The following is a 26,743-nucleotide window of genomic DNA, read 5'->3' as shown; positions in this document are numbered from 1 at the left end:
AGGAGTCAGAATTCAGAATTCAGAATTCAGAAGTCGGAAGTCAGAGGTCGGAAGTCTGGAGTCAGGAGTTAGGAGGCGGGGTGTTGGTGTGCAGAAGAGGTTTAACCACTGAACCGTGAACCCCTGAACCCTGAACCGTGAACCGTGAACCGTGAACCATTAAAAAAAACGGAGTTTTTCCCATGTCTGAACGTACCCTTTGCATGATCAAGCCGGACGGCGTGGAGCGGAATTTGATTGGAAATGTGTTGACCCGGATCGAGACCGCGGGGCTGCGGGTCGTGGCTTTGCGCAAGCTGCGGCTGACCACGGCCCAGGCCGAGGGCTTCTATGCCGTGCACAAGGAGCGTCCGTTTTTTCAGAGCCTGGTGAGTTACATGACCTCCGGGCCCATCGTGGCCGCGGTCTTGGAAGGCGACAACGCCATTGCCCGCTGGCGGGACCTGATGGGCGCAACCAATCCGGCCAATGCCGCCGATGGCACCATTCGGAAGGATTTGGCCCTGGACGTGGAGCGGAACACGGTGCACGGCTCCGACGCCCCGGAAACAGCGGCTCAGGAAATCCCGTATTTCTTCAACACCATGGAGCAGCAGGGATGAGTGCCTTGCGCATCGGATGCATCGGGCTCGGGAACATGGGGGCGGCCTTGATCAAGGCTTTCTCCACTCGCCCGGATACGTCCATTCTTGGGTTTGATCCTGATAAAAGCAAGGCGCAGGACCTGGCCGGGGTGCCCGGCTTCGTCGCGGCGCAGAGCATTGAAGATGTGCTTCGCGACGCGGACTTTGTATTTCTGGCGGTCAAGCCGCAAATCATGTCCAAGGTCCTGGCCGAGGCCCTTCCGGCCCTGCGACCGGAGATATGTCTGATATCCATAGCCGCCGGCATCGGGATGGAGCAGCTGCGAGCCTGGTCGGAAGAGCGTTGCGCCGTGGTCCGGGTCATGCCCAACACTCCGGCCATGGTCCGTTCCGGGGTCAGCGCGGTTTGCTTCGAAGACCCGAAGCTGACCGAAGCCGGGCAAGCAACGATCATGGAACTCCTGGGCCTGCTGGGTCAGGTCCACGTTCTGCCGGAACGGTATTTCCACGCCTTCACCGCTCTGGTGGGCTCGGGCCCGGCCTACGTGTTTCACTTCATGGACGCCCTGGTCCAGGCCGGGGTCTCCGCCGGCCTGGGGCGGCCCCAGGCCGAGGAGATGGTCGCCGGGCTGTTGGAAGGCTCGGTCAAGCTGGCCCAGGAAACCGGCTTCAGTCTGAGCACCCTGCAGCACATGGTCACCTCCCCCGCGGGAACGACCATCGCCGCGTTAAACCACCTGGACAGAACAGCGGTCCGCGGCTCGATCATCGACGCGGTGCACGAGGCGGAGCAGCGGAGTCGGGAGCTGGGGGAGGGGTAGGTCGAGCTTTGAGAGCTTACAGCAAAGGGGGCCCGATGGTCCCCTTTTTTTGTAACTACTCAGCACCGAGTAGTGCCGTTGCCGGTGTCGGTATCGGAATCGGAATCGGGATCGAAAACGCTGGGAAGCGTTCAAAATTTTTCCTGTTCCGATTCCGATTCCGATAGCGACACCGACTCCGATTGCCGGAGAAAGGGCGGATACAAAATGTGCTGAGTAGATACCTTTTTTTATCCTTTCCCACATTCGCTTGCGGTTCTGACCACGCAGATCGTTGACAAAGAGAGCCGATTTTGTATAGCAGATTTGTATACAAAGGAGGGGGTATGGCTCAACTTGAAACGCGAAGTTCTCCCATCAACATCAGAGCGTTGCCGACACAAAGGGTTTTGATCGATAAAGCTGCGGATATTTTGAGAAAAAGTCGATCGGAGTTTATGCTTGAGGCGGCATGTCGGGAAGCCGAGAATGTCCTTTTGGATCGACGTCTTTTTTTTCTGGATGACGCGGAGTATCGGAAATTTGAAGAGTTGATGAGGGCTCCCGTTTCCGATTCCGTTGAAGCACTCCTTGCAACAAAAGCACCGTGGGAATGACCCAGCTTTCTCCTCCCGCCCCAGTCTCCCCACTTTATAGCCTGGAAGATTTTGATTGTGGAGTGGCTGTACTCAATTCGTGGCTGATCAAGCAGGCTTTGCGAAATGAGGCATCCGGCGCTTCCCGGACATTCATTGTCGGAAAGGAGAAAAAAATTGCTGGTTATTATGCTTTAGCCGTCGGGAGCGTTGAACGAGTGAGGGCATCCGCAAAAATACGCCGGAATATGCCTGAGCCGGTGCCTGTCATGGTGCTGGGGAGATTAGCGGTTGACCTTCAGTGGCAGGGGCTGGGGGTTGGCCAGGGACTTCTCAAAGATGCTTTGCTACGTACCGTGGCCGTCTCAAGACAGGCAGGAATACGGGCGCTTGTGGTGCATGCCATTTCCCAAGAGGCCCGATTGTTTTACATCCGTCACGGCTTTCTGGAATCGCCCTTGGATGAGATGACGCTCATGCTGGGCCTGGAAAAACTCCTGACTTGATCAAAGAATCTTAGCATCCATCAACGAATCTGGAAAAAACACTGGACATATTTTTGTGAGCAAAATATAGTCTACCCCAAAGTGTCTGACAAGGGCAAAGCACGCCGAAAGGGTGTGACGCAAAGCCACCGGCCTACATTTCGTTTTGTGCGAAACAGGGTAGCGGGGCCGCCGGACCGAAGAGGGGTTTTTCCTCCTGCTTTTTCCCTGCTCTCGCTCCCTTCCGCCGGACCGGCAATGTTCTTCCGTTTCCACTTCTCCGCTTGTTTTGATGTTTCTGTCCACCGGGCAACCCTTCTCCAGCATTTTATCTCTTTGAACCGGCTGTGCCCATTCGCTCTTCGCCTCGAACTTTCTTCGGCCTGGAGTGTACCACCCAGGGAGGTTGGGAGCAGGGATGGATTGTGTTCGTGGATGCCGGGAATCTGGCTCAAGTTGATGATTCCAACGATATCCTCAAGGGTTCGCGGGGCGAGACGACCTTGACCGGGAACATGCCCGTACGCAACTATGTGTCATACGTCGCCAACGGTTCGACGCAGTATGTCAGCGGCGCGTTCCAGCCCGGCACCCTGATTCTCTGCCGCCAGGACCGTGGCGTAAAGTTCATCCTGGCCCGGGCCGGGAGGGTCAGGACCGAGAAGACCACCTGTCAGTGACGATACGGCTCGACAATGCCTTGCCCAAGTATTCGGAGGCCCCAGTGTCCGGGAACAGTCCCGTGTAATGGAAATTTCCGAAATGCTCGAGAATACCCAAAGAGCAGCCTTGCACTGGATCTCAATTCACGACGCTGGAGCGTGGGAACGATCGGAACAAGTCCGTCGATGGTCCGCCCACTCTCCACGTTGGCTTCGGGCTGGGATGGGCGAAAGATTTTTCGCCCCTACGGCCGGTCGCACGTCCGATGAAATCACCGCATGGGGCTTGGCCGCAAACAAAATGTCAAACTGTTGTAAATCATCCCGAAATACCATGTACAAAACGACAACCATAGACCCTGCAACCATGCGGCATTACCGGGAAACCGCGAAGCGGCGATGCGATGCCCTGGCACGTCAACGCGATGTCCGGAGAACGCGGGCCTGGGAAGTTGCCCGTGCGGCGGGCGATTTTCTTCGAAAGCGTTTTCATGCCCAAAAGATTTGGGTGTTTGGGTCCCTTCTTCAGGATGACCTTTTTCACGATCATTCGGACGTGGACCTGGCCGCCTGGGGGGTGCGCCAGGAGGATATCCTCAAGGCGGTTGCCGAAGTTACCAGCCTGGATTCTGACATCTCCGTGGATCTTGTGGTTTTCGAGGATGCATCGGACAGTCTCCGCCGAACCATCCAGGCCGAAGGGAGGCCGTTATGATGCGCTCTGCTGAAGTCTACTCCGCATTGGCCGGTCGGCTTGAGCAGGTTCTTCTGGATGCGCGACGGGTTGCTGAACGAGCTGGAATGTTGCTGGGCAAGGCCCGCCAATCCGGGGACCAGTGTTATCTGGACGGCGTGGCTCTGAATCTGCATGGGTTTTATGCCGCTGTAGAGTCCTGTTTCGAAGACATTGCCCGCACCGTGGACGGAGCGCTGCCTTCGGGAAATAATTGGCACCAAGAGTTGCTGCGTCAGATGGGTGCCGAGTTGAAGGGCGTCAGGCCGGCGGTGATTACGCGGCCAACGCGGGATTGCCTGGACGAATATCACGCCTTCCGCCACCTTGTCCTTACTGTTTACACATTCAACCTTCGGCCCGAGCGGGTTGCCGCCTTGGCCGAGGATGTGTTGCCCTGTCATGGCCAGGTTCAAGAGGATATTGAGCGATTCACGGGATTTCTTCTTGCTCTGGTCGAGAAAGCAGACTGATGGACGCAAGGCCAAAGCCAAGGAAAGTTATGCAAATCTCTTCTCTCCACCTTGGGTATCGGTACCGGGAATGCGAGGGATTGATTCAGGAGGTTTTGGCATGAGGGTCGATCGCGTTCGCATCAAGGGGTTCCTGATGGTAATGTCTCAAAGAGAAATCCTGATGAGGCCGAGCTAATGCAACGTATCCACGCCCTGATCCAAGAGGGCGAGTCCCAAACCTTGGAGTTCAAGCTTTCCTTTGGTCGCGAGGCCATGGAGACCTTGTGCGCGTTCGCCAACGCCAAGGGAGGCTCGGTTTTGATCGGCGTGGACAATCGGGGGCGGATCAAAGGGCTGGAGGCCTCTTGGGAAAGCGTTCAGCAGTGGATCAACCAATTGAAGGGCTCGACTTCGCCTTCCATCGTCGCCGACGCGGATTTGTACGACATGGAGGGAAAGACCATTGTCGAGCTTTCCATTTTCAGCCACCCCATCAAGCCGATCAGTTTCAAGGGGAAATACTTCACGCGAAAGCACAATTCCAACCATCTCATGACCTTGAGCGAGATTTCCAACGAGCACCTGAAGACGCTGAATTTGAGTTGGGATTTTGCCATCGACCCGCGACACGATTTGGAAGACCTCTCTCTGGACAAGGTCAATGCCTTCATTGAGATGGTCAACGGATTGCGTGACCATCCTATCACTGACGATCCGTTGACCGTTCTTCGAAAATTCGAGCTGCTCAGAGAAGGCCGCGTAACATTTGGATGTTTCCTGCTGTTTTGCCGAGAGGCGAGCTTGATCAGCACCATTGACGTCGGGAGATTCGATTCGGAAACCATTATCCGGGACGGCCTGACCATCCGGGATGATCTCTTTTCCGAGGTCGAGGCCTGCATGGGGTTTGTCCGGAAGCACATCAGCAAGCGTTACCTGATCACCGACAAGGCTCAGCGCACCGAGGTTTGGGAATACCCTCTGGAAGCGGTTCGAGAGGTTGTGATCAACATGATCGTGCATCGCGACTACAGGGCAAGCGCTGATTCCACGTTGAAAATTTTCAACGACAGGATGGAGCTGTTCAACCCGGGAACTTTGCCCGAAGGCCTTCTTCTCGAAGACATTCTTGTCGGCCGGGCTGCTTCCAATCCCAGGAACAAGCAGATAGCCGGAATATTCAAAGAAGCCGGACTGATCGAGAAATACGGCTCCGGAATTGTCCGCGTCCTCCAGTCCATGCTCCAGGCCGACGCACCAGCACCTCTCTTCGAGCCAATGGCGCACAGTTTCAAGGTTACGCTGTTTCCCGTTGGCAATGGCGGAGTAAATGGCGGAGTAAATGGCGGAGTAAATGGCGGAGTAAATGGCCTCCTCTCCCATGTACAGAGCTTTCCGGGTCAAAACACCGGAGAGATCAGTCAGGCCCTGGGCTTGCCGAGGAGGACCGTTGAGCGTCGGATCAAGGAACTGAAAAGCGAAGGGCTGATAGAGTTTCGGGGTGCTCCGAGGACGGGTGGGTATTATGCGTGTTTCAGCTGATCAAATGCGGAACAATTATGCGACTGAATAGAGAGCAAGTACAAGCCATCAATCAAATTGTGCATCGAAAAGCCGGCGAAACGGCCAAGGTGTATCTGTTTGGATCACGGTTGGATGACGCAGCCAGGGGTGGGGATGTGGATTTGTTGGTGGAAACGGACGCAAGGATTCCTCGATTGAAGCATGCCAGGATGAAGATGGAGCTTGAACAACTGCTTGGCCTGCCAGTGGATGTGCTTGTTCATGCCCGGGACACGGAGGCCTCGCCGTTTGTTGAGTTGGTGCGGTTGAAGGGGGTGGCGCTTGGAGGTTGGCCATGGGCGGATATCACGGCTGGCAGAGATGAGTTCGTGCCGTGTGAGGAAGTGAAGCGATTTGGTTCTTCGAGAGAAAGTAAAGGGGAGGTTTTTTCTCCTGCCTTCCGTCGTCCGAGATCTGATGCAAAGCCGCAAGTTTAAAAAAATGAGGTGGTTTAAATGCAAGCGCAAGTTTACTCATGTGAGCATACGATAAAAGAAAATGGTGCATTAACTATAAATAATTTACCGTTCAATTCTGGTGAAACAATTAAAGTTATTTTAATTCCCCGATCAAAATATAAAACTGAAAAAAAACGCTATCCCTTTTGGGGAAAGCCGATAACATACCTCAACCCGACTGAACCTGTTGCGGTAGATGATTGGGAAGTATACAAATGATTTTAATGGACACCCATTAGTGACTGTTGACGATAAAATTCTCAACTATCCACATGTCATATTATTGAGATGACAGATTGCGCCTTGAAAAGAGCACCTCGTCAGGCTGTTGGAAGCAGTCCAGCGGTAAGTGCTTTTTTAACAGATAAGCTTGAAACTAGGCTTGACGAGATGGTTTGTCGAAAGACGGATTGCATTATGTGTCTTTGTGAAAAATCGACCTGTCGTCCTGAGATGTCGCAATGAAATCGAAATCATCGGAAATGGATTGTCGAATGTCGAACAAGGATGCAATAACACAGAATACACGCGCAGGAAGGGTGGTCAGGCGGAATGCTGTCGGGCTGACCATTATTGAGGTGCTGGTGGTCGTGGCGATTATTTCGATCATGGCCATCGTGGGGCTTCCCAGCTTGCAGGACTTCATTCGGCGCGCCCGTATTTCCTCCCAGGCCCATGAATTTGTCGGAACCCTGAACTATGCGCGGAGCGAGGCCATCAAGAGAGGGCAAAGGGTCACGGTGTGCAAAAGCGCTGACGGTGAACTGTGCGCCACGACCGGAAATTGGGACCAGGGATGGATTGTTTTCGTGGATGCCAACAATGACAATATTAGGCAGACAGGCGAGGAATTGCTCCGTGTACGCAGCCCTCTTGATGAAGGAATATCTTTAGCAGGGAATACAAACGTCGCGACATACGTATCCTTCCTGAATAATGGAGGGGCAACGCAAATTGGGACAATCACACTGTGTGTCCATGGGAGAGGAATAGACTTTTTGTTGATTCGATCAGGGCGTGTCAGGACTGAGGCAATTACATGTTCTTGAAACTAAAAGTTGAAATGCAGGGGCATAAGAAACAAAAACCCATAATGGGTTTCTCGCTAGTTGAGGTTCTGGTTGGCCTTATTATTTTGGCTATTGGGCTGCTTGGGCTGGCAGGTCTTCAAATGCAAGGGCTTCGCAATAATAACAGTTCCTATCTTCGCTCCCAGGCGACTATCCTTGCGTATGACATCGTGGACCGGATGCGGGCCAACAGGAGCCATGCCAGGAATGGATTCTACGTGATCGACATTGGTGAGGACCCGGCGGACATCAGTCCTGCTCTGCCAACCATAGTGCTTAATGATCTTACCGACTGGAAAAATGCCATTACCGGCACATTGCCTGGCCCGGGGGACGGTTCCGTGTCCATAGATGGGACCATAATCACGATTATTGTGCAATGGGATGACATCAGGGAAGGGACAGTCCAGTTTCAGACTCAGTCTGAATTGTAAATGGCTTGGAGAAAACGATGTATCACTTCGAAAAGCGAAGTCACGGCTTGACCCTCGTGGAACTTCTGGTCGCCATGGTGATCGGCCTAGTGGTGTTAGGCGGTGTGTATCAAATATTTCGAGAAAGCACGGCTACATATCGGATGCAAGAAGGTCTTTCGAGGCTTCAAGAAAATGGGCGCTTCGCATTGGATTTTTTAGTATATGACGTACGGCAGGCAGGGTATCGCGGTTGCATCACTCATGGCCCCATGACAAACACACTGAACAACGCAGATTCATGGACGTATAATTTTAATGTTGGCATTCAAGGGTATGATAATGTTGGGACATCCGTTTCTGAGTTAGGCAACCTTTCAACTCTTTCCGGGTCTGATGTCATTGTCATTCGCACACTACTGGGAGATCCAGTGCGGATCGTCAAGAACAACAATTCCGCGCAACTTTTCGTTGAAGTCACAAGCAACGAACCAGACGCGTGTCCGGGAAACAAACCACAGGTCAGCGGACTGTGTGAGGGAGATATCTTGATGGTTTCCGATTGCGTAAAATCACGCGTTTTCCAAGCCGGTAACATTCAAGTCGCCTCCGGAGAACTCAACGTCACCCACCCCGCCAGCGGCACCCCTGGAAACGCGATTTCTTCCTGGGGCGGAGCAAATGCGCCGGCAGAAGAACGATTCGGGCCAGATGCTGAGATAGTCAAAATATCGACAATCGTTTACCATGTGCGGGATAATTTTTCACTTTACAGAAAGGTTGGTGCTGCGGCAGCTGAGCCTCTTGTCGATGGAGTGCAGACCATGCAGGTCTTGTACGGCATTGATACGGACGGCGATCGTAACATTAACCAATACGTCACTGCAGACAGTGTTGGTGACTGGGAAAGTGTTCGCAGCGTTCAAATCGGCCTGCTGATGCGGACAACGGATGAGATTCGGGACATGGAAGCGGATGATGCTGTGTATAATGTCCTTGGTACAGATTTCGGACCTTACAATGACCGTCATTTGCGACGTGTGTTCACCGCGACAGTGGGGCTAAGGAATCGGTTGCGTTGATGTCAGGCGTGGGGACGAAAATGAAAATATATTCTAAACAACCCTCTAGTGTACGCAATAATACTAGGTCAAATGAATCAGGATCGGCTCTGGTTGTAGGTTTAGTCATCCTGCTGGTGCTGACCATTTTGGGCGTTATTGCCATGCAGACCACAGCATTAGAAGAAAGAATGGCTGGGAACTTACGGGACCGAGATCTCGCTTTCCAGGCGACCGAGGCCGCATTGCGGGAAGGTGAGGCGTTCCTTCAGGCCGCGACTTTACCGCCCTTTGACGGCACGAACGGACTTTACCAGCCCGATCCAACGCTCTGGAAGGATACTGATGTTTGGTCTTCAAGCATTTTGTCTTGGGAATATGGAGGCGAGATTGAGGGCGTCTCAGACCAACCTCGTTACATCATCGAGGAGTTGCCGCCCATGCCGGAACCCGCGGGAAGCCTTGCTGCTGACGAACCCATTCCAGACGCCGGCCTTTATCGCCTCACGGCCCGAGGTGTGGGCGGAACGGATACGGCGGTTGTTATCTTGCAGACCACGTTCAAGCGTTGATTGACTTGGAAATCCTGCTAACCAGTGCCCGGTTTTCTGTTTCGTTCACACAGGGTTGCGCAGTAATAAGGAGAAAGAATATGTTCGCCAAGCCTCCTGTTCTGATGGTTGCAGCCGCTTTTCGTTTTATTGCGGCATGCCTGATTCTCCTGGCATGTTCGGCAACTCCGGCTCAGTCCACGAATATTTCGCAGGTGCCGCTTTTCGTGACGCAAGCCGTCACTCCCCAGGTGATGCTGACCATGTCCAACGATCACCAGCTCTATTTCGAGGCCTACCCTGACTACGCGGACCTGACCGGGGATGGAGCCGCAGAGAGAACGTATAACCACACCATTGTTTACTACGGATATTTTGATTCTTACAAATGCTATGACTATGATACGAGTGATGAGTTGTTTGTGCCTGAGTCGATTACTGAGGACAAATATTGCTCCGGCAACTGGAGTGGCAACTTCCTGAACTACATCTCCATGGCCCGGATCGACGTCATCCGCAAGATACTTTATGGTGGATACCGCTCTGAAGATACGAATAATTTAACAGTACTCGAACGCACCTACCTTCCCAATGACGCTCACAGTTGGGTCCGCTACTATGACGGCAATGACATCGATAAATTGACTCCATTTTCACTCCCATCAGCAACAACTGCAACAAGTTCGACATCGAACTCCGTCCCCGCAGGGTCTCGTAATGAAAGTGCGCATCGCAAGACTTTCACCACTGGCTGGAATTCAACATCACAAGCTCAAATCGGCGATCAAGTGGTTATTCGCGATCAAGCATCTCCGAATACGATTTGGATGATGGGCGTTATAAGGACGTTCAACGCCAGCAACGGAGAGGTTAATATCCAAGTAACAAGTAGTAGCGGAGCGGATGCTACTCTCCGGAATAACTGGTCGATTGCTAATAACTCAAGGCAAGGCATAAGCTTTTGCAATACCACTTTCGCTTCAAACGGCACATTTTCTCAGAATGTCACCACGCCTCCGTTAATCCGCATCGCAAGCGGCAATTATTCGTTATGGACTGCCAATGAACGGCATCAGTGCCGTTGGTACGAAGAGTTGAACAGAATGACAGGTCATGACCAGATGAGAATTGGCGAATTGAATTTCAGCAATGGCAACGATTTCAGCGCAACCGGAATTCCCGCCAACTCGGACAATCCGGTTCGGCTCCAAGTGGGGCTTGGTCAACACAATTACAACGTCCGTGTCCAGGCATGCGTTGCCGGTCTCGTAGGTACGGAACGCTGCAAGGAGTATCCCGACGGAAACTTGAAGCCCATCGGATTACTACAGCACCATGGGGACAATGAAACCCTGCATTTTGGACTCTTGACCGGCAGTTACATGAAAAACAAGTCCGGCGGCGTGTTGCGCAAGAACATCGGGAGCATTGCAGATGAAATCAACATAAGCACAGATGGAACCTTCAAGACTATTCCGGCCGACGGTGGAATCATCGGCACTCTCGACCGATTTCGTATTTATGGTTATCGCCACCATACCGGCACTGGAAATACTGATGCAACATACAATTCAAGTGCTGCAGAAGGCGACAACTGCCCCTGGGGGCTGAGTAGTTTTAATGACGGACGATGCACCAACTGGGGCAATCCTCAGTCCGAGATGTTTATTGAAAGTCTGCGATATTTTGCCGGGAAATCACCTGCCACTGATTTTGTCGTGTCAGGCACGGACAGAATTACCGGATTGCCCGCCCTGACTTCCTGGCAGGATCCGTTGAGCAATGATAACTGGTGCGCCCCGCTAAGCATCATCAACTTCAACAGTTCCGTGTCTTCCTATGATGCGGATCAGCTTGGTGGCGTGACTGACATCGGCGGTTCCTCGGCCTCAGCATTGACCTCCATTGTCGGCGAGGGCGAGGGGATTCACGGTCAGTCCTGGTTCGTAGGTGAGTCTGGAGCCTTGATCAATCAACTTTGCACGTCCAAGACGGTAAATTCATTGGGAGAAGTCCTGGGCATTTGCCCTGATGCTCCGCGCTTGCAAGGTTCATATCACATTGCGGGGCTGGCTCACTATGCCTATACAGAAAGCCTTCGCAACGACCTCAAGGATTCCCAAAACAATACTGTCGATATCCAGGCGAAAACCTACGGCGTCTCTTTAGCACCAGCGGTACCTCGAATCGAAATACCCAAGCCTGGAGAAAAAACTCCAGCAGTGACAATTTTACCTGCATGCCGGAATACTTCAGTAGGTGGGAACTGTGCCATTGTTGATTTCAAGGTAATAGACCAGAACATTGATGCCGGTACAGGCGCTTTTCTCGTTCAGTGGGAGGACAGCGAACAAGGTGGCGATTATGACATGGATCTGAACGGCGTAATCAACTATGTGATTAGTGATTCTACAATCACTGTGACAACTAATGTTTTCAGTCAATCTTCTCCAAATGATCTAATTGGTTTTGGATACGTCATTAGTGGAACGACACAAGACGGTTTTCATGTTCATTCCGGTATTAATGGCTTTAATCATACATCCGGAACCAGTGTTCCTGGATGTTCAAATTGCAGATACGACAACGCACCTACATCCCACACCTTTACCCTTGGTGGTTCGTCGGCGGATTCCTTGCGAGAACCCTTGTATTATGCCGCAAAATGGGGCGGATTCGACAAAGAAATGGACTTCCCTTCTGATCCCAAATCCTGGGATTCAAGTGGCGACGGCATGCCGGACAATTACTACTATGCCATTAATCCTGCCAAACTTGCCGCAGATCTTGAGAAAGTATTCAAGGACGTGGTGGAGACTACCGGCTCTGCCGCTTCGGTCGTGGCCAACTCTGTCCGATTGGACACGGGAACCTATATTTATCAGGCTCGGTTTCGAACCAACGACTGGTCCGGCGAACTCATCGCCTACCCGGTGCTCATGGACGGAAGCCTTGGTGAAATGGATTGGGAGGCAGGAACAAAGCTGCCAACCCATTCAGATAGGAATATCTTCACCTACAACCCGGAAGCCACGCCCAAAGGGGTTGTCTTTACATGGGACAATCTGAATGCGGATCAGAAGACCGCCCTTGGTGACAATGAAGCCGAAGGACAAGCTGTTCTCAGCTATATTCGAGGAAACCAGGACAACGAATTGCAGAAAGGGGGGTCTTTCCGGAACAGGGAGCGGCTGCTGGGAGACATCATCAACTCGGACCCGGTTTTTGTCAGTGCAGCCAACTACGGCTACAATGTTTCCAGCATCCCAGAGGGTTTTACCGTCAGCGAAGAGGTTGAAGGCGCCTACAATCAATTTTTGGCAGCCAACGCTAGCCGCGAGAAGATGATTTACCTCGGAGCCAACGACGGCATGTTGCATGGCTTTCGCGCTGATGACGGAGTGGAGCTGTTCGCCTTCATCCCCAACGCCGTTATCCCAAATCTAAAGGAATTGACCAATCCGGGCTATAGTCACAGGTATTACGTGGACGGCCCCCCACGAGTCGGCGATGCCTATATCAACGGGCAATGGCGTACAATCCTGGTGGGCAGCACGGGTGCAGGAGGACGGTCCGTATTTGCCCTGGACATAACTGACCCGGACAACTTCTCTGCTGCAAACGTGCTGTGGGAATTCACACACCCTGACCTTGGCTACTCCATCGGTCAACCGACCATTGCTCGGCTGGACACTGGAGATTGGGTGGCAATTTTTGGCAATGGGTATGGAAGTAGCAACCACAGGGCAAAGCTATTCATTCTCAATCTGGCTACAGGTGGCAAACCTGGAAGCATTATAGATCAAAATCCAATAATTTTAGACACAAAAGTGGGAGCGGAAGGTTCTCAAAATGGGCTGTCAACACCAATTCCGGTGGATATCAACAATGATCGCATAACAGATTTTGTTTATGCAGGCGATCTACACGGCAATCTTTGGAAAATTGATTTACGAGACAAGCTAATTGCCAAATGGGATTTCGCATTTATTGAAAAAATTTCGGGTGTTGATTATCCACGGCCACTCTTCACGGCACGTGACAAGGGCAACAATGTCCAACCCATCACTGCCCGGCCTGTCGTCGGTTCACATCCTGACGGCGGCTATATGGTTTACTTCGGTACCGGCAAATTTTTTGAGGTTGGGGACAACAATGTCGATAATATTAGTGAGCATCAGACGTTCTATGGCATACGCGATACAGGAACAAGGATAACCGTAACCGACCGGAGCGTGCTCAAGGAACAGGAAATCCTTTATGAAGGCGTTCAATTTGATGTTCCTGTGCGGGTGACGTCAAAATATCAACTCAATTATACTGATACTTCGGATCCTGTGAACAATCCCGTCAAACGAGGTTGGTTTCTGGATTTGATCAAGCCGGACGGGCAGGACGGAGTTTTGCAGGGTGAGCGTGTCATCAGTACGGCACTGCTTCGTAGTGGGAAGATCATCTTCAGCACCTTGATTCCTTCCGATCATCTCTGCGATTTCGGCGGTTCAAGCTGGCTCATGGAACTGGACGCCATCAGCGGTGGTCGCCTGGACTACTCGCCGTTTGATTTTAATGGGGATCTGCTGTTTAACGTGGAAGATTTTGTCACGGTTACGATAGTCAATGAGGACGGTGAGGAAGAGACGGTTACCGTGCCTGTCAGCGGCTTGAAGTTGGATGTGGGCATCGCCAAGACACCGGCGGTCATTTCTGCAGGAGAGGTTGAGTACAAATTTTTCAGCGGATCCAGCGGGGATATTCAAGTTATCTCTGAGAATCCGGGTGATGCCGCGGCAACCGGCCGTCAATCGTGGAGGCAACTGCAATAGACGAGTCTTATTTGATTGCGGAAGAGTCACAGGAGGCAGTATAATTATATGCAGAACAAAAGCTTGCATGGATTTACCATCATTGAATTGCTTGTCGTTGTCGCTATTCTCGCCATCCTGGCGGCCATTGCCATTCCGCAATACACGAAATACGTCACCAACGCCCGCCGGGCCGATGGCAAAACCGCATTGGTCGAGGCAGCGCAAAGGATGGAGAGGCATTTTACGAATAATCACACCTTCGGGGTGATCGACAGTGGCAATTACACGGGCGCAACCATCCCCGCGGAGTCGGAAAGTGGGTATTACGCACTGGAAGTCACAGTCGCCAATGCGACCGCCTTCACCATCCAGGCCACTGCCCAGGGCAAACAGGCTGGCGACACGCTTTGCGCCAACATGACCATTAATCATCTGGGCCAGAGAGGAGCAAAGAACGACCAGAACTCAGACACAACCGGCGATTGTTGGTAGTTGATTTGGTATGCCCAGATTCATAACGTATGGGGGCACGCGTGGTGTTTTTTTTGGGGGGGGGAGTGCAGGGAGGAAGAGGGGGGCAACGCACTTCTGTCACGATTAGAGTGGATTATCTTCATAACCCTGATACATCCGGAAACTTTATATGAGCTGTACGTATCGATCAGATAGGTCATTCAATAAAGATGCAATAATGCAGTTTCATTTCAGTCTTGTATGAGGATTACCCCGCATGCCCCAAGTATTCACCGGAAAAGTCGCCATTCCAGGAGACAAAATCCAGGATTATCTGAAAATGTTGGAGGAGGCTGAGAAGCAGCGTGAGCCGTTTCGCAATGCCTTGCTTGGATTGAATGATGAATTCCATGAACATCTGCTGAAGAAGTTCAAGCCGGTTACGGTCCGAAGGCATACGATGATCGTTGAGTTGTTCATCGAGTTCCTTTGCCGACATACCGACGTGATGCAGATTGAGGACATTACCAGGGGCATGGTCAATACGCATTTCAAGAAGTGGTGGAAGAAGAAGGTCTGGGACTCCACGACGCCGGAGCAGATCACCGCGGCCATGAAGAAATTTTTACCTTCCTGGCCAGTGAGAAGGGCATTGTGAATGAGAAGGTGTTGCAATCGTTCAAGTGATTTATGATCGAAGTGGCCTTGGCCTTGTGCTCATCAACGTCACGATCTTGCAGGGAGTTTTTTTATCATGCCACGAATTGCGTACTTCTTTGGAATATCGATTTATATCACTACAGCGACACTTTATAACGCCCGGATATTTTTTAGCAAGGCCCTGTTTTCTATCTGTAATCACGGAAATAGCCCTTATTCGTTTTTTTTTTTGCATGATTATCCGTAATCCCGAAGGGATTTAATCGTATAGCCGGTGGTTTCAACCACCGGTAAGCTGGATTTCAAGGGAGTGAGTCCTGAAGGGACGACATGAGCTTTCAATCAGTAAAGGAATGCCGTCCTTTCAGGACTCGAGATTGTTGTGTGGTGCACTCTCCGGTGGTTAAAACCACCGGCTTTACGATCTCTCCCTTTCAGGGAGATTGGATAGACCTCCAATATGCATTTCATCCTAAATCAAACTTCGACTGCTCCTAAAAAATGTCGCTGTAGTGATATGTACATAGATGATCATGGTGTGCCTCATTGTCATGCAGTCTATGGTGATTATGCAGGAGCTTTCAGTATTGAAAATGGTGATTTATTGGCTGGCCAGATGCCTCCCGCACAGTCGCAGAAGATAAAGCAATTTATTCTCGGAAATACAGATACTTTGATGGAGAAGTGGAATGAACTCAGCACTTGAAACGCCCTGGCCGCGGGCTATTGAAGTTACCCCTCTCGCGGATTTTCAGCTTCGGGTTCTCATGCATGACGGGCGGACGCTGGTTCTTGACTTGGCTGACCTGATTTCGAGACGCGACGCATATTGGAGGCTGCGTCAGTACCGGTATTTTCGGCAGGCAGATGTTGACGAACTGGGGGGCATCTGCTGGCCGGAAGGAGAGGATCTTTGTCCGGATGGGTTGGAGCGGTATAAACGCTGACTTTGTTTTCTTCTTGAACAAGCATGGCTCATGTCTTCCTCTGACAGTAAAAAATGTGATTTTGAAATTTGTGCATCGTGTGAGCATTTTATGTGTGATGGAGTATTATTATGAGAAACGTAAAGTATGTTGTCTATCAAGAAGGAAAGTATTTTGTTTCACAGTGTTTAAATGTGGATGTTTCCAGTTTTGGAGAGTCAATTGATGAGGCTGTCTTTAATTTGAAGGACGCTCTTGCCCTTTATTTGAAGGAAGAGACGTATATTCATGATTATATTGATTTTGGTGATGAATTTGCTGCAAGCTGAATAATGTAGGCATAGTTATTTTCATTTTATTTTTAAATTTATTAATTAATCTAAATATATTGTAAACATTATGAATCACTATAATAAAGTAGAATACTGGATAAATATTTCTGAATATGACCTTCAAACAGCACGCGCAATGCTTGATTCAGGAAGATATCTTTATGTTGGTTTCATGTGTCACCAAGCCATTGAAAAAATTTTGAAAGCACACTATCAATTGATTCACTGTGAAATGCCACCGCGTACACACAATCTTTCATATTTAGCTAGCAAAACAGGCCTGTTGCAGCAAATGCATGAAATACATACTGATTTTCTTGACGAGTTAGAGCCGCTGAATGTTCAGGCACGTTATCCGGAATATAAAGATTTTATTCAAAAGAAAATTGATGTAAACTATGCGAGAACAATAATTGAAAAAACAGAGAGGTTGTTTGAATGGATAAAGAACAGGCTGTCGCATTGGCAAAAGAGTACTTGAAATTGGTCAGGCCATACTTAAAATTTGATAATGCCTACCTTTTCGGGTCTTATGCTGAAGGACGTCAACATGAGCATAGTGATTTGGATATCGGAATCATCGTGCATCATATTGACGACGATTATTTGGAGACCATGAAAATACTTTATCGTATCCGAAGGCTTTTGGATGTTCGGATTGAACCCCATCTTTTTGTAACGAGTAACGATCCAACAGGGTTTGTCGATACTGTCGCAGCAACAGGCTTGCGGCTTTAGTTGTTTTCCACGCCCAGAGAGGAACCATATGACCGCCAATCCCGCGCAGTATATCGAACGTTACAATGCCTCCGACCATCGCCAGTGGCAGGGCGACTGGGAGCTGATCCACGGTTCGCCGTATGCCATGACGCCTTCGCCCACGTTCACCCATCAACGGACAACCGGAAACATCTATCGCCAGCTTGCCGAAGCCCTGGATGAATGCCCGGGCTGTCATGCCGTTTTCGAGACGGATGTGGAGTTTTCCGAGGACACCGTGGTCCGGCCGGACTGCATGGTGATCTGCTATGAGCCGGAAGGGGAGCGGGTGACCAGGGCGCCGGAGCTGGTTTTCGAAGTAGTTTCCACATCCAGCGCCCGACGGGACGAGCTGCTCAAGCATGAGCTGTATCAGCGCGAGGGGGTGACCCATTACGTGCTGGTCTATCCGGACAGGCGCAAGGCCAAGGTGTTCAGATTGGTGGACGGGGGGTATCGCAAGGTTGGGGATTTTTCGAAGGAGACGCTGCTGTTCGAGCTGAGCAAGTGCGCCATTGACTTTGATTTCGGGTTTATCTGGCGGTAGTGTGGAAGTGGCATACTCCGCATGCGAGCAAGCATACCTCTTGCTCCCACGCTCTGTGTGGGAGCATTCCGGCGGCCGCTCCAGCGGCCTCAGTGGACGCGGAGCGTCCGGAAGTGCGTTCCCACGCGGAGCGTGGGAACGATTTGAAGCTCAGCTGCCCGAAGTTTTTGAGCAGTTACAGGAAGAGTTGAGAACGCATCCCAGCGTTTTCGATCCCGATCCCGATTCCGACCCCGGCAACAGAATTCCTCTGTGCTGAGTAGTTACGAAATTGCTTGGGGAAGGGGAGTGAGCGACGAAGACGTGGGGGCTCGGAGGTTGTATCAAACGAGCGGCGTCGGCATTGCCTTTCGGACCTGATCCGGGTACGAGGGGCCGTCAGGCTGGTGGCGGGCTTTTGAGTGGTGCGGCGGCCAGGCGGGAGTTTTCGGAGCTTGCGCGGCATCCCTGGTTTTACCCTCGTTCAGTGGCTATTTCTTGGATTTCCAGACAATTACAAGCCGGATAGCCAGGCTATGGACGATGAACAACGCAATGCGCCCCGGGTTGACGTAGAGCCGGATTTCAGCGTTCTGCGCATGACCGATGGGCGACGGTTCATGGCCATTGTTTACGATATCAGCCGGGTCGGTGTACTGGTGGATCTTTCCCAGAATGAAGGGCGACATGATTGGGCAGCCGTTGGCGAACGGGTCGAATTTCTGGCCGTTCCGGAGTGCTTGCGGTTTGCGCTTCAAGGCGTCGTTGGGCGGATCGTTCGCCGGGAAGGTTCGTGTTGGGGCGTCGAATTCACTGAACCCCTGGTACTGGAGCAGCCGGAAATCGACCGCTTGCAAGAGCATCTTGAAGTCCCAGTCGGTCCCGAGTGGAGCAAGTTTTAGCAGTCCGTTGAAAAACTTTCAATTTCTGCGTCGCCCCAAAACGTTCAAACTCTCACGTATCAAATCCTCCCCCACCCATGCATCATCGCCGCATTGTCTTTCTGTCGCCCCGTTTTCCCTGGTGGGGCTGGATACTGTTGCTCCCCTTGGCCGTGCTGGGCGTGTTTCTCGGCGCGGTTTTTTTCCTGGTGTTCATCGCCTTCGTGATCACCGCCGGTCTGGTCATGTGGATTCGGTGGAAATGGATGCGCTATAAAATGGGCGCGGGAAAAGGCGGTCCCGGCGTACACCGGGAATTCCAGGCTCGACGGGAATATGATTGCGAAATCAGACGGCTGGATAATCCGAAGGACGGGCCGAAGGGATGATCCCCGGCGTATTTTTTGTAACTACTCAACACAGCGTAATGTCGCTGCCGGGGTCGGGGTCGGGGTCGGTATCGGGATCGAAAACGAAGGGATGCGTTCTCAACTCTTCCTGTTTCGATTCCGATGCCGATACCGACCCCGATAGCCGGAGCAAAAGCGGACTCAAAATGTGCTGAGTAGATACCGGAATCCTTCCATTTGGACACCGAAAACCTTCAACCCCCTTCATCATGAAAGACCGATACAACAAACTCCATCCCATTTCCTGGGACCAATTGCATCGAGATTCCAAACTCCTGGCCTGGCGACTGCTGGACCTGGGTCCGTGGCAGGGCATCGTGGCCATCACCCGGGGTGGACTGGTGCCCGCGGCGGTCATTGCCAGGGAACTGGAGATCCGGGTCATCGATACGGTCTGCGTGTCCAGCTACGCATGGCAGGACCAGGGCCAGTGCTCCGTGCTGAAGCGCTTCCAGCCGCTGGCTCCGGACGTTGCGGCCAAGACCCTGATCATCGACGATCTGGTGGACACCGGGCGCACGGCCAAGATCGTTCGGGAGATGCTGCCCGAGGCCCATTTCGCCACGGTCTACGCCAAGCCGGCCGGGCGGCCCATGGTGGACACCTTCATCACCGAGGTCAGCCAGGATACCTGGATTCTTTTTCCCTGGGACTCCGAAGCCCGGTTCGTGGAGCCATTGGCGGATCAGCGGGGGAAATGATCCAAAATGTCGCGGGCACTTTGGCGGCAATGAAAAATCGCGACAACCCTCATAAAACCTTAACCGAAAGTCTGGAGGATGCGAGTATGAAGCGAGGCGTGTTTGGGATGGTGACGGCGGCTTTGGTGGTCCTGGCCCTGCTGGTGGGGCCTGGTGCCGTGGCGGCCAAGGAGATCAAGGCCGGGTTCATCTATGTTTCGCCGGTGGGTGACGCGGGCTGGTCCAAGGCTCATGACGACGGTCGGATGGCCATTGAGGCCCTGGACGGGGTGGAGACCACCTTTGTGGAGTCCGTGTCCGAAGGTCCGGATTCCGAGCGGGTGCTGACGCAAATGGCCCGACGGGGGCATAACCTGATCTTCGCCACCAGCTTCGGGTTCATGGATTCCGTGCTCAAGGTCGCGGCCCAGCATCCGGACGTGGTGTTCATGCACTGTTCCGGATACAAGCAGGCCGAGAACGTGGGCACCTACTTCGGGCGGATGTATCAGCCGCGCTATCTCGCCGGCATGGTGGCCGGGTCCATGACCAAGTCCAACATTCTGGGATACGTTGCCGCGTTCCCCATTCCCGAGGTCATCCGCGGGATCAACGCCTTCACCCTGGGCGCCCAGGCCGTGAATCCGGACGTCCAGGTTCGCGTGGTCTGGAGTTCCACCTGGTATGATCCGGCTCTGGAGAAGGAAGCGGCCAACAGCCTGCTGGACGTGGGCGCGGACGTGATCGCCATGCACCAGGATTCTCCCGGTCCTCAGGTTGCGGCAGAAGAACGGGGTGTTTACTCCGTGGGCTATAACACGGATATGAGCGTCTTCGCGCCCAAGGCCCATCTGACCGCCCCGATCTGGAACTGGGCCGAGGTCTACAAGCACGTGGTCCAGCAGGTCCAGGACGGAACCTGGACCAGCGAGTCCGTCTGGTGGGGGCTGGATCGCGGCCTGGTGGGCTTGGCTCCCTTCGGTCCCATGGTACCCCAGGACGTTCAGGACAAGGTCCTGGCCAAGAAGGAAGAAATCCGCTCCGGCGCCACGGACGTCTTTGTCGGTCCGGTACTGGATCAGCAGGGCGAGATCCGGATCGCCGAAGGCGTTCAGGCCACGGACGAGGAAATGCTGTCCATGGATTGGTTCGTGCGCGGAGTCGTGGGTTCCACCCAGTAACAGTCCGTTGAAAAACTCCCAATTGCCGCGTCGCCGCAAAAAGTTCAAACTCTCACGTATGAAGAAATACGCTTCGACCTTGAACTTTTTTTGCTCCTTGCACTTGGGGTTTTTGAACGGACTGTTTGGAGAAGGTTTTTTTCACTCCTGATAAAGCGACAAGGCTGACTCTCATGTATCGCCACACGCACTGGTTGCCGGCATGCGTCTGATTCGCGTCGTTAAAAGGACCGAACCCCTGGGATGGGGTTCGGTCCTTGTTTTTTGCGCGGCCCTGGCGTTGTCCCTGGCCCTGGCCTGCGCGGCCCTGGCCGTCCAGGGCGTGGCTCCCCTGCGTGCCCTGGCCCTGCTCTGGGAGGGCGGTTTCGGCAGCGTCTGGTCCCTGGAAGACTCCCTGCGCAAGGCCATTCCCATCTACCTGTGCGCGCTGGGGGTTTCTTTCACCTTCCGGATGCAGATATGGAACATCGGGGCCGAGGGCCAGTTCGCCCTGGGGGCCATCGGGGCGGCCTGGGCCGTGCTGACCTTTCCCCATCTGCCCGCCCCGGTGCTGCTGCCGTTGATGATGCTTTGCGCCGGAACGGCCGGAGCCTTGTGGGCCCTGATTCCGGCCCTGACCAAGGTCCGGCTGGGGGTCAACGAGATCATCTCCACCCTGATGCTCAACTACATCGGGATTCTTTTTCTGAACTACCTGGTCTACGGGCCCTGGAAAGATCCGGCGGGCCGAAACTTTCCCATGACCATGGAATACCCGGCCGCGGCCCAGCTCGGGATGCTCGGCGGGACACGGCTGCACTGGGGCCTGGTGCTCTGCGTGGTGCTCAGCGGTCTGGCTTGGCTGTTCCTGAACAAGACCCGGCTGGGCTATGAGATCCGGGCCAGCGGCGAGAGCCTGGCCGCGGCCCGCTACGCCTTCATGCCGTACGGGTTTCTTGTCTTCCTGGTCATGGGCATCTGCGGGATGATGGCCGGCTGGGCCGGGTTCGTGGAGACCTCGGCCGTGGCCCACCGCCTTCAGCCCAGCATCCTGGTGGGATATGGGTACACGGCCATCGTGGTGGCCTGGGTGGCCCGTCTGAAGATCTGGCCCATGGCCCTGGCCGCGTTCCTGCTGGCCGGGCTGCGGGTGGGCGTGGAAGTCTTGCAGTTGGAGCTGAGGGTTCCGGCGGCCTTTGGTCACATTCTGGAAGGCTTGGTGCTGCTTACCGTGCTGGCCGGGCAGTTTTTTCACCACTACCGGTTGCGGCTGAACCTGCCCGGCGAGGCCGTCGGCAAGGGAGGGAGGAGTCATGCCCATTGAACTGCTCATTCCGCTGCTGGCCGCTGCCGTGCAGTCCGGGACCCCGATTCTTTACGCCACCCTGGGCGAGATGATCACGGAGAGGTCCGGGGTGCTCAATCTGGGCGTGGAAGGGATGATGATGGTCGGGGCGTTGTCCGCGTTCTGGATCAGCCTGACCACGGGCAGCCCGTGGCTGGGATTCCTGATGGGCGGACTCTGCGCCTCGATGCTGGCCGCGGTGCATGCCCTGGTCTGCCTGGGCTTTCAGGGCAACCAGGTGGTTTCCGGGCTGGCTCTGACCATTTTCGGCGTCGGTCTGGCCAACTACCTGGGCACGCCGCTGGTGGGAACCCAGGGAATCGGCTTTTCCAAGGTTTCCCTGCCCGTGCTGGCGGACATTCCGGTGCTGGGGCCGATCCTGTTTTCCCATGACGTGCTGGTTTACCTGTCCTTCGGCCTGCCGGTGCTGATCTGGGCCTTTTTCCGGCATACCCGGCTGGGCCTGCACCTGCGTTCCGTGGGGGAGAACCCCGTGGCCGCGGCCACGGCCGGGCTGAACGTGGTCGGCCTGCGCTGGCTGGGGGTGACCCTGGGCGGCTTTCTGGTGGGCCTTGGCGGAGCGTACCTCTCCCTGGCCTATATCCATCTCTGGACCAACGGGCTGACCGCGGGCCGGGGCTGGATCGCCGTGGCCCTGGTCATCTTTTCCTTCTGGCGCCCGGGCCGGGCCGTGTTCGGGGCCTATCTCTTCGGCGGGGTGATGGCCTTTCAGCTCCGCTTGCAGGCCATGGGCACGGACATCCCCTCCTCGATTCTGATGATGCTCCCCTACGCCCTGACCATCCTGGTGCTCATCGCCTCGACCATGACCGGTCGCGGCGGCGAGGCGCCCGCGGCCTTGGGCGTGAACATGGAACCCGAAGAGTAGCAGTCCGTTGAAAAACTCCCAATAGGAATCGGAATCGGGATCGGGATCGAAAACGCTGGGATGCGTTCTCAACTCTTCCTGTTTCGATACCGTAACGATACCGACCCCCGATTGCCGGAACAAGAGCGGTCGCAAAACGTGCTGAGCAAATACGATTTTTTTTTTGCTCCTTGCACTTGGGGTTTTTGAACGAACTGCAGGATAAGGACTTCTTCATCCCAGGATTAGCGCATGAACCAGGTTGACTCATCTCTTGGCGCACTGTCCGACGTGGCGCTCGATCCGCCTTCCGATTCGGCGGCTGGTCCTTTATCCGACGTCCCCTTGATCCGCCTGGAAGGGCTTTCCAAGTCCTTCGGCCCGGTGCGGGCCAATCACGACATCAGCTTCGAGATCCGGCCCGGTCGGATTCTGGCCCTGCTGGGCGAAAACGGGGCCGGGAAGAGCACTTTGATGAGCATGCTGGCCGGACGGCTCAAGCCGGACGCCGGCCGGATATTTCTGCGCGGCGAAGAGATGCGCTTTGATTCGTCCAAGGATTCCATCGCAGCGGGGATCGGCATGGTCTATCAGAACTTCATGCTGGTGAACCGGATGACCGTGGCCGAGAACGTGCTCCTGGGCCAGGAGAGGCGGTTCTGGATCTCTCCCAAGGCCATGGAGCGCGAAGTGGGCGAGCTGACCCGGCGTTTCAACCTGCCCATTGATCCGGGGGCCGGGATCTGGGAACTGTCCATGGGCGAGCGGCAGCTGGTGGAGATTCTCAAGCTGCTCTACCGGCAAAGCCAGGTCCTGATCTTCGACGAACCCACCGCGGTGTTGACCCCGGTGGAAATCGCCCACTTGTTCGAAGCCCTGGGGAACATGGCCAAGCAGGGCAAGTCGATCATCTTCATCAGCCACAAGCTGGAGGAGGTCATCGCCGTGGCCGACGAGGTGGCCGTGCTGCGCCGCGGCGAACTGATGGGGCACTGGGACGCGAAGGAAATCCAGTCCAAGGAAGAGTTGGCCAATCGGATGATCGGGCGCACGGTGTCCCTGGACATCGACAAAGTATGCTGCACGCCCGGAGAACCCGTTCTGCGGGTCGAACATCTCACCGGCCCGCGCCTGGACGACGTCAGCCTGGTGGTCCGCCAAGGCGAGATCATGGCCCTGGTGGGGGTGGCCGGCAACGGCCAGAAGGAACTGGTGGAAACCGTGGCCGGACTGCGGCCGCCGGGAGCCGGGCGGGTGGAGATTCTGGGCGCGGACTGGAAGTCCTTTTTCGCCAATCCTTCGTGGAAGGAGTCCTTGAGCTACATTCCCGAGGATCGTCTGGGAGTGGCCGTGTGCCGGGAAATGACCATCACGGACAACTTTTTGCTGACCACCCGCCAGGGCTTTTGCCGGGGCCCCTGGCTGCGCCGCAAGTTGGCCCGGGAAACCGTGGCCGAAAAGGTCGCGGAATTCAACGTCCAACCGGGACGTCCGGACATGCTCGCCGGCCGGCTGTCCGGCGGCAACCTTCAAAAGTTGGTCTTGGCCCGGGAATTTTTCCGCGCTTCCCGGCTGATCGTGGCCGAACAGCCCACCCAGGGCCTGGACATCTCCTCCACCGAAGAGGTCTGGCAACAACTGCTCCAGGCCCGCGAACACGCCGGAATCCTCCTGGTCACCGGAGACCTGCGCGAAGCCGTAACCCTGGCCGACCGGATCGCCGTGATCTTCAGGGGCAAAATCATGGACGACTTCCCGGTGGACGACCAGGAACGGATGAAGCGCATCGGCTTGTTGATGGCCGGTTCGACGTAGTTTGCGTGTTGATGCGGATCGTGCGCGGACGAAGAGAGGCATAGCAGTCCGTTGAAAAACTCCCAATTGCAGCAACGCAGCCAGCGGGGATTTTCAACAACCTGTTCGGGTCTTGCTGGAGTCGTGGGTTGTTTCGCGCATCGAGGCTTCGATCTCAAGAAGACGCTTTGCCAGCATCACGGCCTCTTCCTTGGTCGTGAACTCTCCCGCGTCCTGGGCTTCTTGCAGCTGCTTGAGGGTTCGGCCCAGGGCCGGGCCGGGCGGCAGGCCCAGGGCCTGGAGGTCGTGGCCGTTGATCAGGGGGGGGGCGCTGAAGGTGGTCCTGGTCTGCTCCAAGTATTCTCGGATCAGGGCGACGCCTCGGGTTTCCTGGGTTTGATGGTCCGAGAGGGAACTGGCGGGGCCGAGGGTGGCGCGGATGTCGGCGAGGCAGAGCAGGACAGCGGGGATCATATCCGGTCCGAGGCGGCGCATCCAGCGCAGCCGGGCCTTGAGCTTGGCTTCCGGGCGCAGCAGCACGCCTACGTGCAGGTGGTTGTGGATCAAGCCGACGACATATTTGCTCTCCGCGGATGACAGCCGCAGCCGGGCGGCAATGGATTCGGCCATGGCCGCGCCCAAGGCGTCATGGCCGTAAAAGGTAATCCGCTCCGTGTTCTCTTTCGTGGTCCGGCGGCCTTTGGTTCCGGGCTTACCGATGTCGTGCAGCAAGACGGCCAGTTTCAGCCAGGGCAGCCGCCAGCCCTTCAACGCGGTGAGGATCGGCTCCTCAAGCTCGCCGAATACGGCGTTGAGTTCCGCGATCAGGACTTCACATTGATCCACAGCAGCCAGGGAGTGCTCGAACACGTCCAGATGGTGGAAATGGTTCTGGCCGCAGCCGCGCATCTCCCTCAGTTCCGGGAACAGAACGTCCAACACTGCGGCCCGGTCCATTTCCGCTAACAGCCGACCGCCTTCCGGACATTCCAGAATCAGCCGCAGTTCGGATCGAATCCGTTCCCAGGAAATTTTGGTTAGGCCGTGGGCGTGTCGCGCCATGTCGTCCAGGGTGGCCGGTTCGATGATCCAGCCCCGTTGCGCGCGCAGCCGGAATCCGCGCAGGATGCGCAGCGGATCTTCGACCAGGCTGCGCGGCCCCGTGCGGCGGATCAGGCCTTGGAGAGCATCCAGACGGCCCGAGTGCGGATCAAGCAGTTGCCGTTGCCAGGCAGGACTTTCGAGGGGGATTCCGTGGTTGCTTTTGAGGGCGTCGCCTATCGGGGAAGCCAGGGCATCCGGAAGCAGGCCGAGAGGCAGAGCCATGGCGTTGACTGTAAAGTCCCGACGAGCCAAGTCTTCAAGGATGTCCCGACCGTGAATTTCCGTGACATCCAGAAAGACCGAGCCGGACTCGGTTCCGTGCTGGTCGGCATCGCGCGGAACCACTCGAAAACTCGGAGGATAGTGGCCCCGACCCAGAGGAACAAAGCTGGCCTCCAGAGACCTTGCCAGCCCGAGAGCGACGTTTTCAGCGTCGCGGCAGGCCAGGTCCATGTCCTTCAGGGGGCGGCCCAGGAGCAGGTCGCGAACTCCGCCGCCCACGAGAAATACTCCGTCCAAGGGCAGCGAGGCGTGTTGCAGGCCGCTCAGGAGGCGGTGGAGCGACGGGTGGGGAGCGGGGGAGAAAGCTGTGTGGGACATGGCCGC

At 54.7% G+C, this 26,743-nt stretch carries 31 protein-coding genes and 1 riboswitch; of the genes, 30 read left to right on the top strand and 1 reads right to left on the bottom strand.

Translation table 11 applies throughout. The features are described from left to right. Positions 1 to 182: 182 nt before the first annotated feature. The 30 genes from ndk to AC559A_RS10275 all read left to right on the top strand — a co-directional run bounded on the left by ndk (position 183) and on the right by AC559A_RS10275 (position 25,054). Entirely contained in the window at positions 183 to 602 is a 420-nt protein-coding gene (ndk, locus tag AC559A_RS10420; protein ID WP_028571985.1) for a nucleoside-diphosphate kinase, read from the top strand. Further along, positions 599 to 1,405 (top strand): pyrroline-5-carboxylate reductase, encoded by an 807-nt coding sequence (proC, locus tag AC559A_RS10415; protein ID WP_498817874.1) that lies wholly within the window; start codon positions 599 to 601, stop codon positions 1,403 to 1,405. The genes ndk and proC overlap by 4 nt, the downstream gene beginning before the upstream one ends. Positions 1,406 to 1,731: 326 nt before the next feature. Next, positions 1,732 to 2,001 carry a type II toxin-antitoxin system TacA family antitoxin gene (locus tag AC559A_RS10410; RefSeq protein WP_028571983.1) on the top strand — a complete coding sequence of 90 codons (270 nt, stop codon included), beginning with the start codon at positions 1,732 to 1,734 and terminating at the stop codon, positions 1,999 to 2,001. Then, positions 1,998 to 2,486, top strand: coding sequence for a GNAT family N-acetyltransferase (locus AC559A_RS10405; RefSeq protein ID WP_498817873.1), 489 nt, complete (start codon positions 1,998 to 2,000; stop codon positions 2,484 to 2,486). The genes AC559A_RS10410 and AC559A_RS10405 overlap by 4 nt, the downstream gene beginning before the upstream one ends. A gap of 83 nt (positions 2,487 to 2,569) precedes the next feature. Further along, a riboswitch (cyclic di-GMP riboswitch) is annotated at positions 2,570 to 2,662 on the top strand. 150 nt (positions 2,663 to 2,812) lie between these two features. Next, the gene (locus AC559A_RS10400; RefSeq protein WP_498817872.1) at positions 2,813 to 3,145 is read left to right on the top strand and encodes a GspH/FimT family protein; all 333 of its coding nucleotides are present in this window, start codon (positions 2,813 to 2,815) and stop codon (positions 3,143 to 3,145) included. 316 nt (positions 3,146 to 3,461) lie between these two features. Further along, positions 3,462 to 3,842 carry a nucleotidyltransferase family protein gene (locus AC559A_RS10395; protein ID WP_498817871.1) on the top strand — a complete coding sequence of 127 codons (381 nt, stop codon included), beginning with the start codon at positions 3,462 to 3,464 and terminating at the stop codon, positions 3,840 to 3,842. After that, positions 3,839 to 4,333, top strand: a complete 495-nt coding sequence (locus AC559A_RS10390) for a ribonuclease toxin HepT-like protein (RefSeq protein ID WP_498817870.1) — start codon at positions 3,839 to 3,841, stop codon at positions 4,331 to 4,333. The genes AC559A_RS10395 and AC559A_RS10390 overlap by 4 nt, the downstream gene beginning before the upstream one ends. A gap of 177 nt (positions 4,334 to 4,510) precedes the next feature. Beyond that, positions 4,511 to 5,857, top strand: a complete 1,347-nt coding sequence (locus AC559A_RS10385; RefSeq protein WP_498817869.1) for an ATP-binding protein — start codon at positions 4,511 to 4,513, stop codon at positions 5,855 to 5,857. Positions 5,858 to 5,874: 17 nt separating this feature from the next. Continuing rightward, a complete protein-coding gene (locus AC559A_RS10380; protein ID WP_498817868.1) occupies positions 5,875 to 6,315 on the top strand; it encodes a nucleotidyltransferase domain-containing protein in 441 nt (146 codons plus the stop codon). 18 nt (positions 6,316 to 6,333) lie between these two features. After that, positions 6,334 to 6,555: a hypothetical protein gene (locus tag AC559A_RS10375; protein WP_498817867.1), complete on the top strand. Its 222-nt coding sequence runs from the start codon at positions 6,334 to 6,336 to the stop codon at positions 6,553 to 6,555. Positions 6,556 to 6,797: 242 nt separating this feature from the next. After that, positions 6,798 to 7,385, top strand: a complete 588-nt coding sequence (locus AC559A_RS10370; protein WP_498817866.1) for a GspH/FimT family pseudopilin — start codon at positions 6,798 to 6,800, stop codon at positions 7,383 to 7,385. After that, complete coding sequence (gene pilV, locus AC559A_RS10365) at positions 7,376 to 7,840, top strand: type IV pilus modification protein PilV (RefSeq protein ID WP_498817865.1); 465 nt, start codon at positions 7,376 to 7,378, stop codon at positions 7,838 to 7,840. The genes AC559A_RS10370 and pilV overlap by 10 nt, the downstream gene beginning before the upstream one ends. Positions 7,841 to 7,857: 17 nt before the next feature. Continuing rightward, positions 7,858 to 8,901 (top strand): PilW family protein, encoded by a 1,044-nt coding sequence (locus tag AC559A_RS10360; RefSeq protein ID WP_498817864.1) that lies wholly within the window; start codon positions 7,858 to 7,860, stop codon positions 8,899 to 8,901. Positions 8,902 to 8,921: 20 nt separating this feature from the next. Then, on the top strand, positions 8,922 to 9,452 hold the full coding sequence (locus AC559A_RS10355) for a pilus assembly PilX family protein (protein WP_498817863.1): 531 nt from the start codon (positions 8,922 to 8,924) through the stop codon (positions 9,450 to 9,452). 80 nt (positions 9,453 to 9,532) lie between these two features. Further along, a complete protein-coding gene (locus AC559A_RS10350; RefSeq protein ID WP_498817862.1) occupies positions 9,533 to 14,257 on the top strand; it encodes a pilus assembly protein in 4,725 nt (1,574 codons plus the stop codon). Positions 14,258 to 14,305: 48 nt separating this feature from the next. Next, positions 14,306 to 14,731 (top strand): type IV pilin protein, encoded by a 426-nt coding sequence (locus AC559A_RS10345; protein WP_498817861.1) that lies wholly within the window; start codon positions 14,306 to 14,308, stop codon positions 14,729 to 14,731. 238 nt (positions 14,732 to 14,969) lie between these two features. After that, entirely contained in the window at positions 14,970 to 15,350 is a 381-nt protein-coding gene (locus AC559A_RS10340; protein ID WP_498817860.1) for a hypothetical protein, read from the top strand. Positions 15,351 to 15,812: 462 nt separating this feature from the next. Beyond that, complete coding sequence (locus tag AC559A_RS10335; RefSeq protein WP_498817859.1) at positions 15,813 to 16,058, top strand: DUF4160 domain-containing protein; 246 nt, start codon at positions 15,813 to 15,815, stop codon at positions 16,056 to 16,058. Continuing rightward, the gene (locus tag AC559A_RS10330; RefSeq protein ID WP_498817858.1) at positions 16,042 to 16,299 is read left to right on the top strand and encodes a DUF2442 domain-containing protein; all 258 of its coding nucleotides are present in this window, start codon (positions 16,042 to 16,044) and stop codon (positions 16,297 to 16,299) included. The genes AC559A_RS10335 and AC559A_RS10330 overlap by 17 nt, the downstream gene beginning before the upstream one ends. Before the next feature lie 110 nt (positions 16,300 to 16,409). Then, positions 16,410 to 16,607, top strand: a complete 198-nt coding sequence (locus tag AC559A_RS10325) for a type II toxin-antitoxin system HicB family antitoxin (protein WP_498817857.1) — start codon at positions 16,410 to 16,412, stop codon at positions 16,605 to 16,607. Positions 16,608 to 16,677: 70 nt separating this feature from the next. Then, a complete protein-coding gene (locus AC559A_RS10320) occupies positions 16,678 to 17,091 on the top strand; it encodes a HEPN domain-containing protein (RefSeq protein ID WP_498817856.1) in 414 nt (137 codons plus the stop codon). Further along, complete coding sequence (locus AC559A_RS10315) at positions 17,049 to 17,348, top strand: nucleotidyltransferase domain-containing protein (RefSeq protein WP_498817855.1); 300 nt, start codon at positions 17,049 to 17,051, stop codon at positions 17,346 to 17,348. The genes AC559A_RS10320 and AC559A_RS10315 overlap by 43 nt, the downstream gene beginning before the upstream one ends. Before the next feature lie 28 nt (positions 17,349 to 17,376). Beyond that, positions 17,377 to 17,916, top strand: coding sequence for a Uma2 family endonuclease (locus tag AC559A_RS10310; RefSeq protein WP_498817854.1), 540 nt, complete (start codon positions 17,377 to 17,379; stop codon positions 17,914 to 17,916). Between the two features lie 434 nt (positions 17,917 to 18,350). Then, a complete protein-coding gene (locus tag AC559A_RS10305) occupies positions 18,351 to 18,797 on the top strand; it encodes a PilZ domain-containing protein (RefSeq protein WP_498817853.1) in 447 nt (148 codons plus the stop codon). 77 nt (positions 18,798 to 18,874) lie between these two features. Continuing rightward, complete coding sequence (locus AC559A_RS10300) at positions 18,875 to 19,165, top strand: hypothetical protein (protein ID WP_498817852.1); 291 nt, start codon at positions 18,875 to 18,877, stop codon at positions 19,163 to 19,165. 230 nt (positions 19,166 to 19,395) lie between these two features. After that, positions 19,396 to 19,887, top strand: a complete 492-nt coding sequence (gpt, locus tag AC559A_RS10295; RefSeq protein WP_028571973.1) for a xanthine phosphoribosyltransferase — start codon at positions 19,396 to 19,398, stop codon at positions 19,885 to 19,887. Positions 19,888 to 19,994: 107 nt separating this feature from the next. Continuing rightward, complete coding sequence (locus tag AC559A_RS10290) at positions 19,995 to 21,047, top strand: BMP family ABC transporter substrate-binding protein (RefSeq protein ID WP_498817908.1); 1,053 nt, start codon at positions 19,995 to 19,997, stop codon at positions 21,045 to 21,047. A 202-nt stretch (positions 21,048 to 21,249) separates the two neighbouring features. Beyond that, a complete protein-coding gene (locus tag AC559A_RS10285) occupies positions 21,250 to 22,350 on the top strand; it encodes an ABC transporter permease (protein ID WP_028571971.1) in 1,101 nt (366 codons plus the stop codon). Further along, positions 22,340 to 23,260, top strand: a complete 921-nt coding sequence (locus AC559A_RS10280) for an ABC transporter permease (RefSeq protein ID WP_028571970.1) — start codon at positions 22,340 to 22,342, stop codon at positions 23,258 to 23,260. The genes AC559A_RS10285 and AC559A_RS10280 overlap by 11 nt, the downstream gene beginning before the upstream one ends. A 231-nt stretch (positions 23,261 to 23,491) precedes the next feature. Further along, positions 23,492 to 25,054: an ABC transporter ATP-binding protein gene (locus tag AC559A_RS10275; RefSeq protein WP_498817851.1), complete on the top strand. Its 1,563-nt coding sequence runs from the start codon at positions 23,492 to 23,494 to the stop codon at positions 25,052 to 25,054. Positions 25,055 to 25,147: 93 nt separating this feature from the next. Here AC559A_RS10275 and AC559A_RS10270 read toward each other — a convergent pair whose 3' ends face one another. Then, on the bottom strand, positions 25,148 to 26,737 hold the full coding sequence (locus tag AC559A_RS10270; RefSeq protein ID WP_498817850.1) for a CCA tRNA nucleotidyltransferase: 1,590 nt from the start codon (positions 26,735 to 26,737) through the stop codon (positions 25,148 to 25,150). Between the last annotated feature and the right edge of the window lie 6 nt (positions 26,738 to 26,743).

Source organism: Desulfonatronum zhilinae (genome assembly GCF_900182865.1).
Lineage (GTDB): Bacteria > Desulfobacterota > Desulfovibrionia > Desulfovibrionales > Desulfonatronaceae > Desulfonatronum > Desulfonatronum lacustre.
Note: the sequence above shows the minus strand (reverse complement) of the source record. Positions and strands in the feature narration are given on the sequence as shown.

Coding starts and splice junctions, on each gene's coding strand:
- AC559A_RS10355 (WP_498817863.1), top strand. CDS start 8,922: ATGAAAATATATTCTAAACAACCCTCTAGTGTACGCAATAATACTAGG.
- AC559A_RS10380 (WP_498817868.1), top strand. CDS start 5,875: ATGCGACTGAATAGAGAGCAAGTACAAGCCATCAATCAAATTGTGCAT.
- AC559A_RS10300 (WP_498817852.1), top strand. CDS start 18,875: ATGCATCATCGCCGCATTGTCTTTCTGTCGCCCCGTTTTCCCTGGTGG.
- AC559A_RS10340 (WP_498817860.1), top strand. CDS start 14,970: ATGCCCCAAGTATTCACCGGAAAAGTCGCCATTCCAGGAGACAAAATC.
- AC559A_RS10315 (WP_498817855.1), top strand. CDS start 17,049: ATGGATAAAGAACAGGCTGTCGCATTGGCAAAAGAGTACTTGAAATTG.
- proC (WP_498817874.1), top strand. CDS start 599: ATGAGTGCCTTGCGCATCGGATGCATCGGGCTCGGGAACATGGGGGCG.
- AC559A_RS10360 (WP_498817864.1), top strand. CDS start 7,858: ATGTATCACTTCGAAAAGCGAAGTCACGGCTTGACCCTCGTGGAACTT.
- AC559A_RS10370 (WP_498817866.1), top strand. CDS start 6,798: ATGAAATCGAAATCATCGGAAATGGATTGTCGAATGTCGAACAAGGAT.
- AC559A_RS10320 (WP_498817856.1), top strand. CDS start 16,678: ATGAATCACTATAATAAAGTAGAATACTGGATAAATATTTCTGAATAT.
- AC559A_RS10290 (WP_498817908.1), top strand. CDS start 19,995: ATGGTGACGGCGGCTTTGGTGGTCCTGGCCCTGCTGGTGGGGCCTGGT.
- AC559A_RS10275 (WP_498817851.1), top strand. CDS start 23,492: ATGAACCAGGTTGACTCATCTCTTGGCGCACTGTCCGACGTGGCGCTC.
- AC559A_RS10405 (WP_498817873.1), top strand. CDS start 1,998: ATGACCCAGCTTTCTCCTCCCGCCCCAGTCTCCCCACTTTATAGCCTG.
- AC559A_RS10395 (WP_498817871.1), top strand. CDS start 3,462: ATGTACAAAACGACAACCATAGACCCTGCAACCATGCGGCATTACCGG.
- AC559A_RS10285 (WP_028571971.1), top strand. CDS start 21,250: ATGCGTCTGATTCGCGTCGTTAAAAGGACCGAACCCCTGGGATGGGGT.
- ndk (WP_028571985.1), top strand. CDS start 183: ATGTCTGAACGTACCCTTTGCATGATCAAGCCGGACGGCGTGGAGCGG.
- AC559A_RS10410 (WP_028571983.1), top strand. CDS start 1,732: ATGGCTCAACTTGAAACGCGAAGTTCTCCCATCAACATCAGAGCGTTG.
- AC559A_RS10270 (WP_498817850.1), bottom strand. CDS start 26,737: ATGTCCCACACAGCTTTCTCCCCCGCTCCCCACCCGTCGCTCCACCGC.
- gpt (WP_028571973.1), top strand. CDS start 19,396: ATGAAAGACCGATACAACAAACTCCATCCCATTTCCTGGGACCAATTG.
- AC559A_RS10335 (WP_498817859.1), top strand. CDS start 15,813: ATGCATTTCATCCTAAATCAAACTTCGACTGCTCCTAAAAAATGTCGC.
- AC559A_RS10330 (WP_498817858.1), top strand. CDS start 16,042: ATGAACTCAGCACTTGAAACGCCCTGGCCGCGGGCTATTGAAGTTACC.
- AC559A_RS10350 (WP_498817862.1), top strand. CDS start 9,533: ATGTTCGCCAAGCCTCCTGTTCTGATGGTTGCAGCCGCTTTTCGTTTT.
- AC559A_RS10390 (WP_498817870.1), top strand. CDS start 3,839: ATGATGCGCTCTGCTGAAGTCTACTCCGCATTGGCCGGTCGGCTTGAG.
- AC559A_RS10325 (WP_498817857.1), top strand. CDS start 16,410: ATGAGAAACGTAAAGTATGTTGTCTATCAAGAAGGAAAGTATTTTGTT.
- AC559A_RS10310 (WP_498817854.1), top strand. CDS start 17,377: ATGACCGCCAATCCCGCGCAGTATATCGAACGTTACAATGCCTCCGAC.
- AC559A_RS10345 (WP_498817861.1), top strand. CDS start 14,306: ATGCAGAACAAAAGCTTGCATGGATTTACCATCATTGAATTGCTTGTC.
- AC559A_RS10385 (WP_498817869.1), top strand. CDS start 4,511: ATGCAACGTATCCACGCCCTGATCCAAGAGGGCGAGTCCCAAACCTTG.
- AC559A_RS10280 (WP_028571970.1), top strand. CDS start 22,340: ATGCCCATTGAACTGCTCATTCCGCTGCTGGCCGCTGCCGTGCAGTCC.
- AC559A_RS10375 (WP_498817867.1), top strand. CDS start 6,334: ATGCAAGCGCAAGTTTACTCATGTGAGCATACGATAAAAGAAAATGGT.
- pilV (WP_498817865.1), top strand. CDS start 7,376: ATGTTCTTGAAACTAAAAGTTGAAATGCAGGGGCATAAGAAACAAAAA.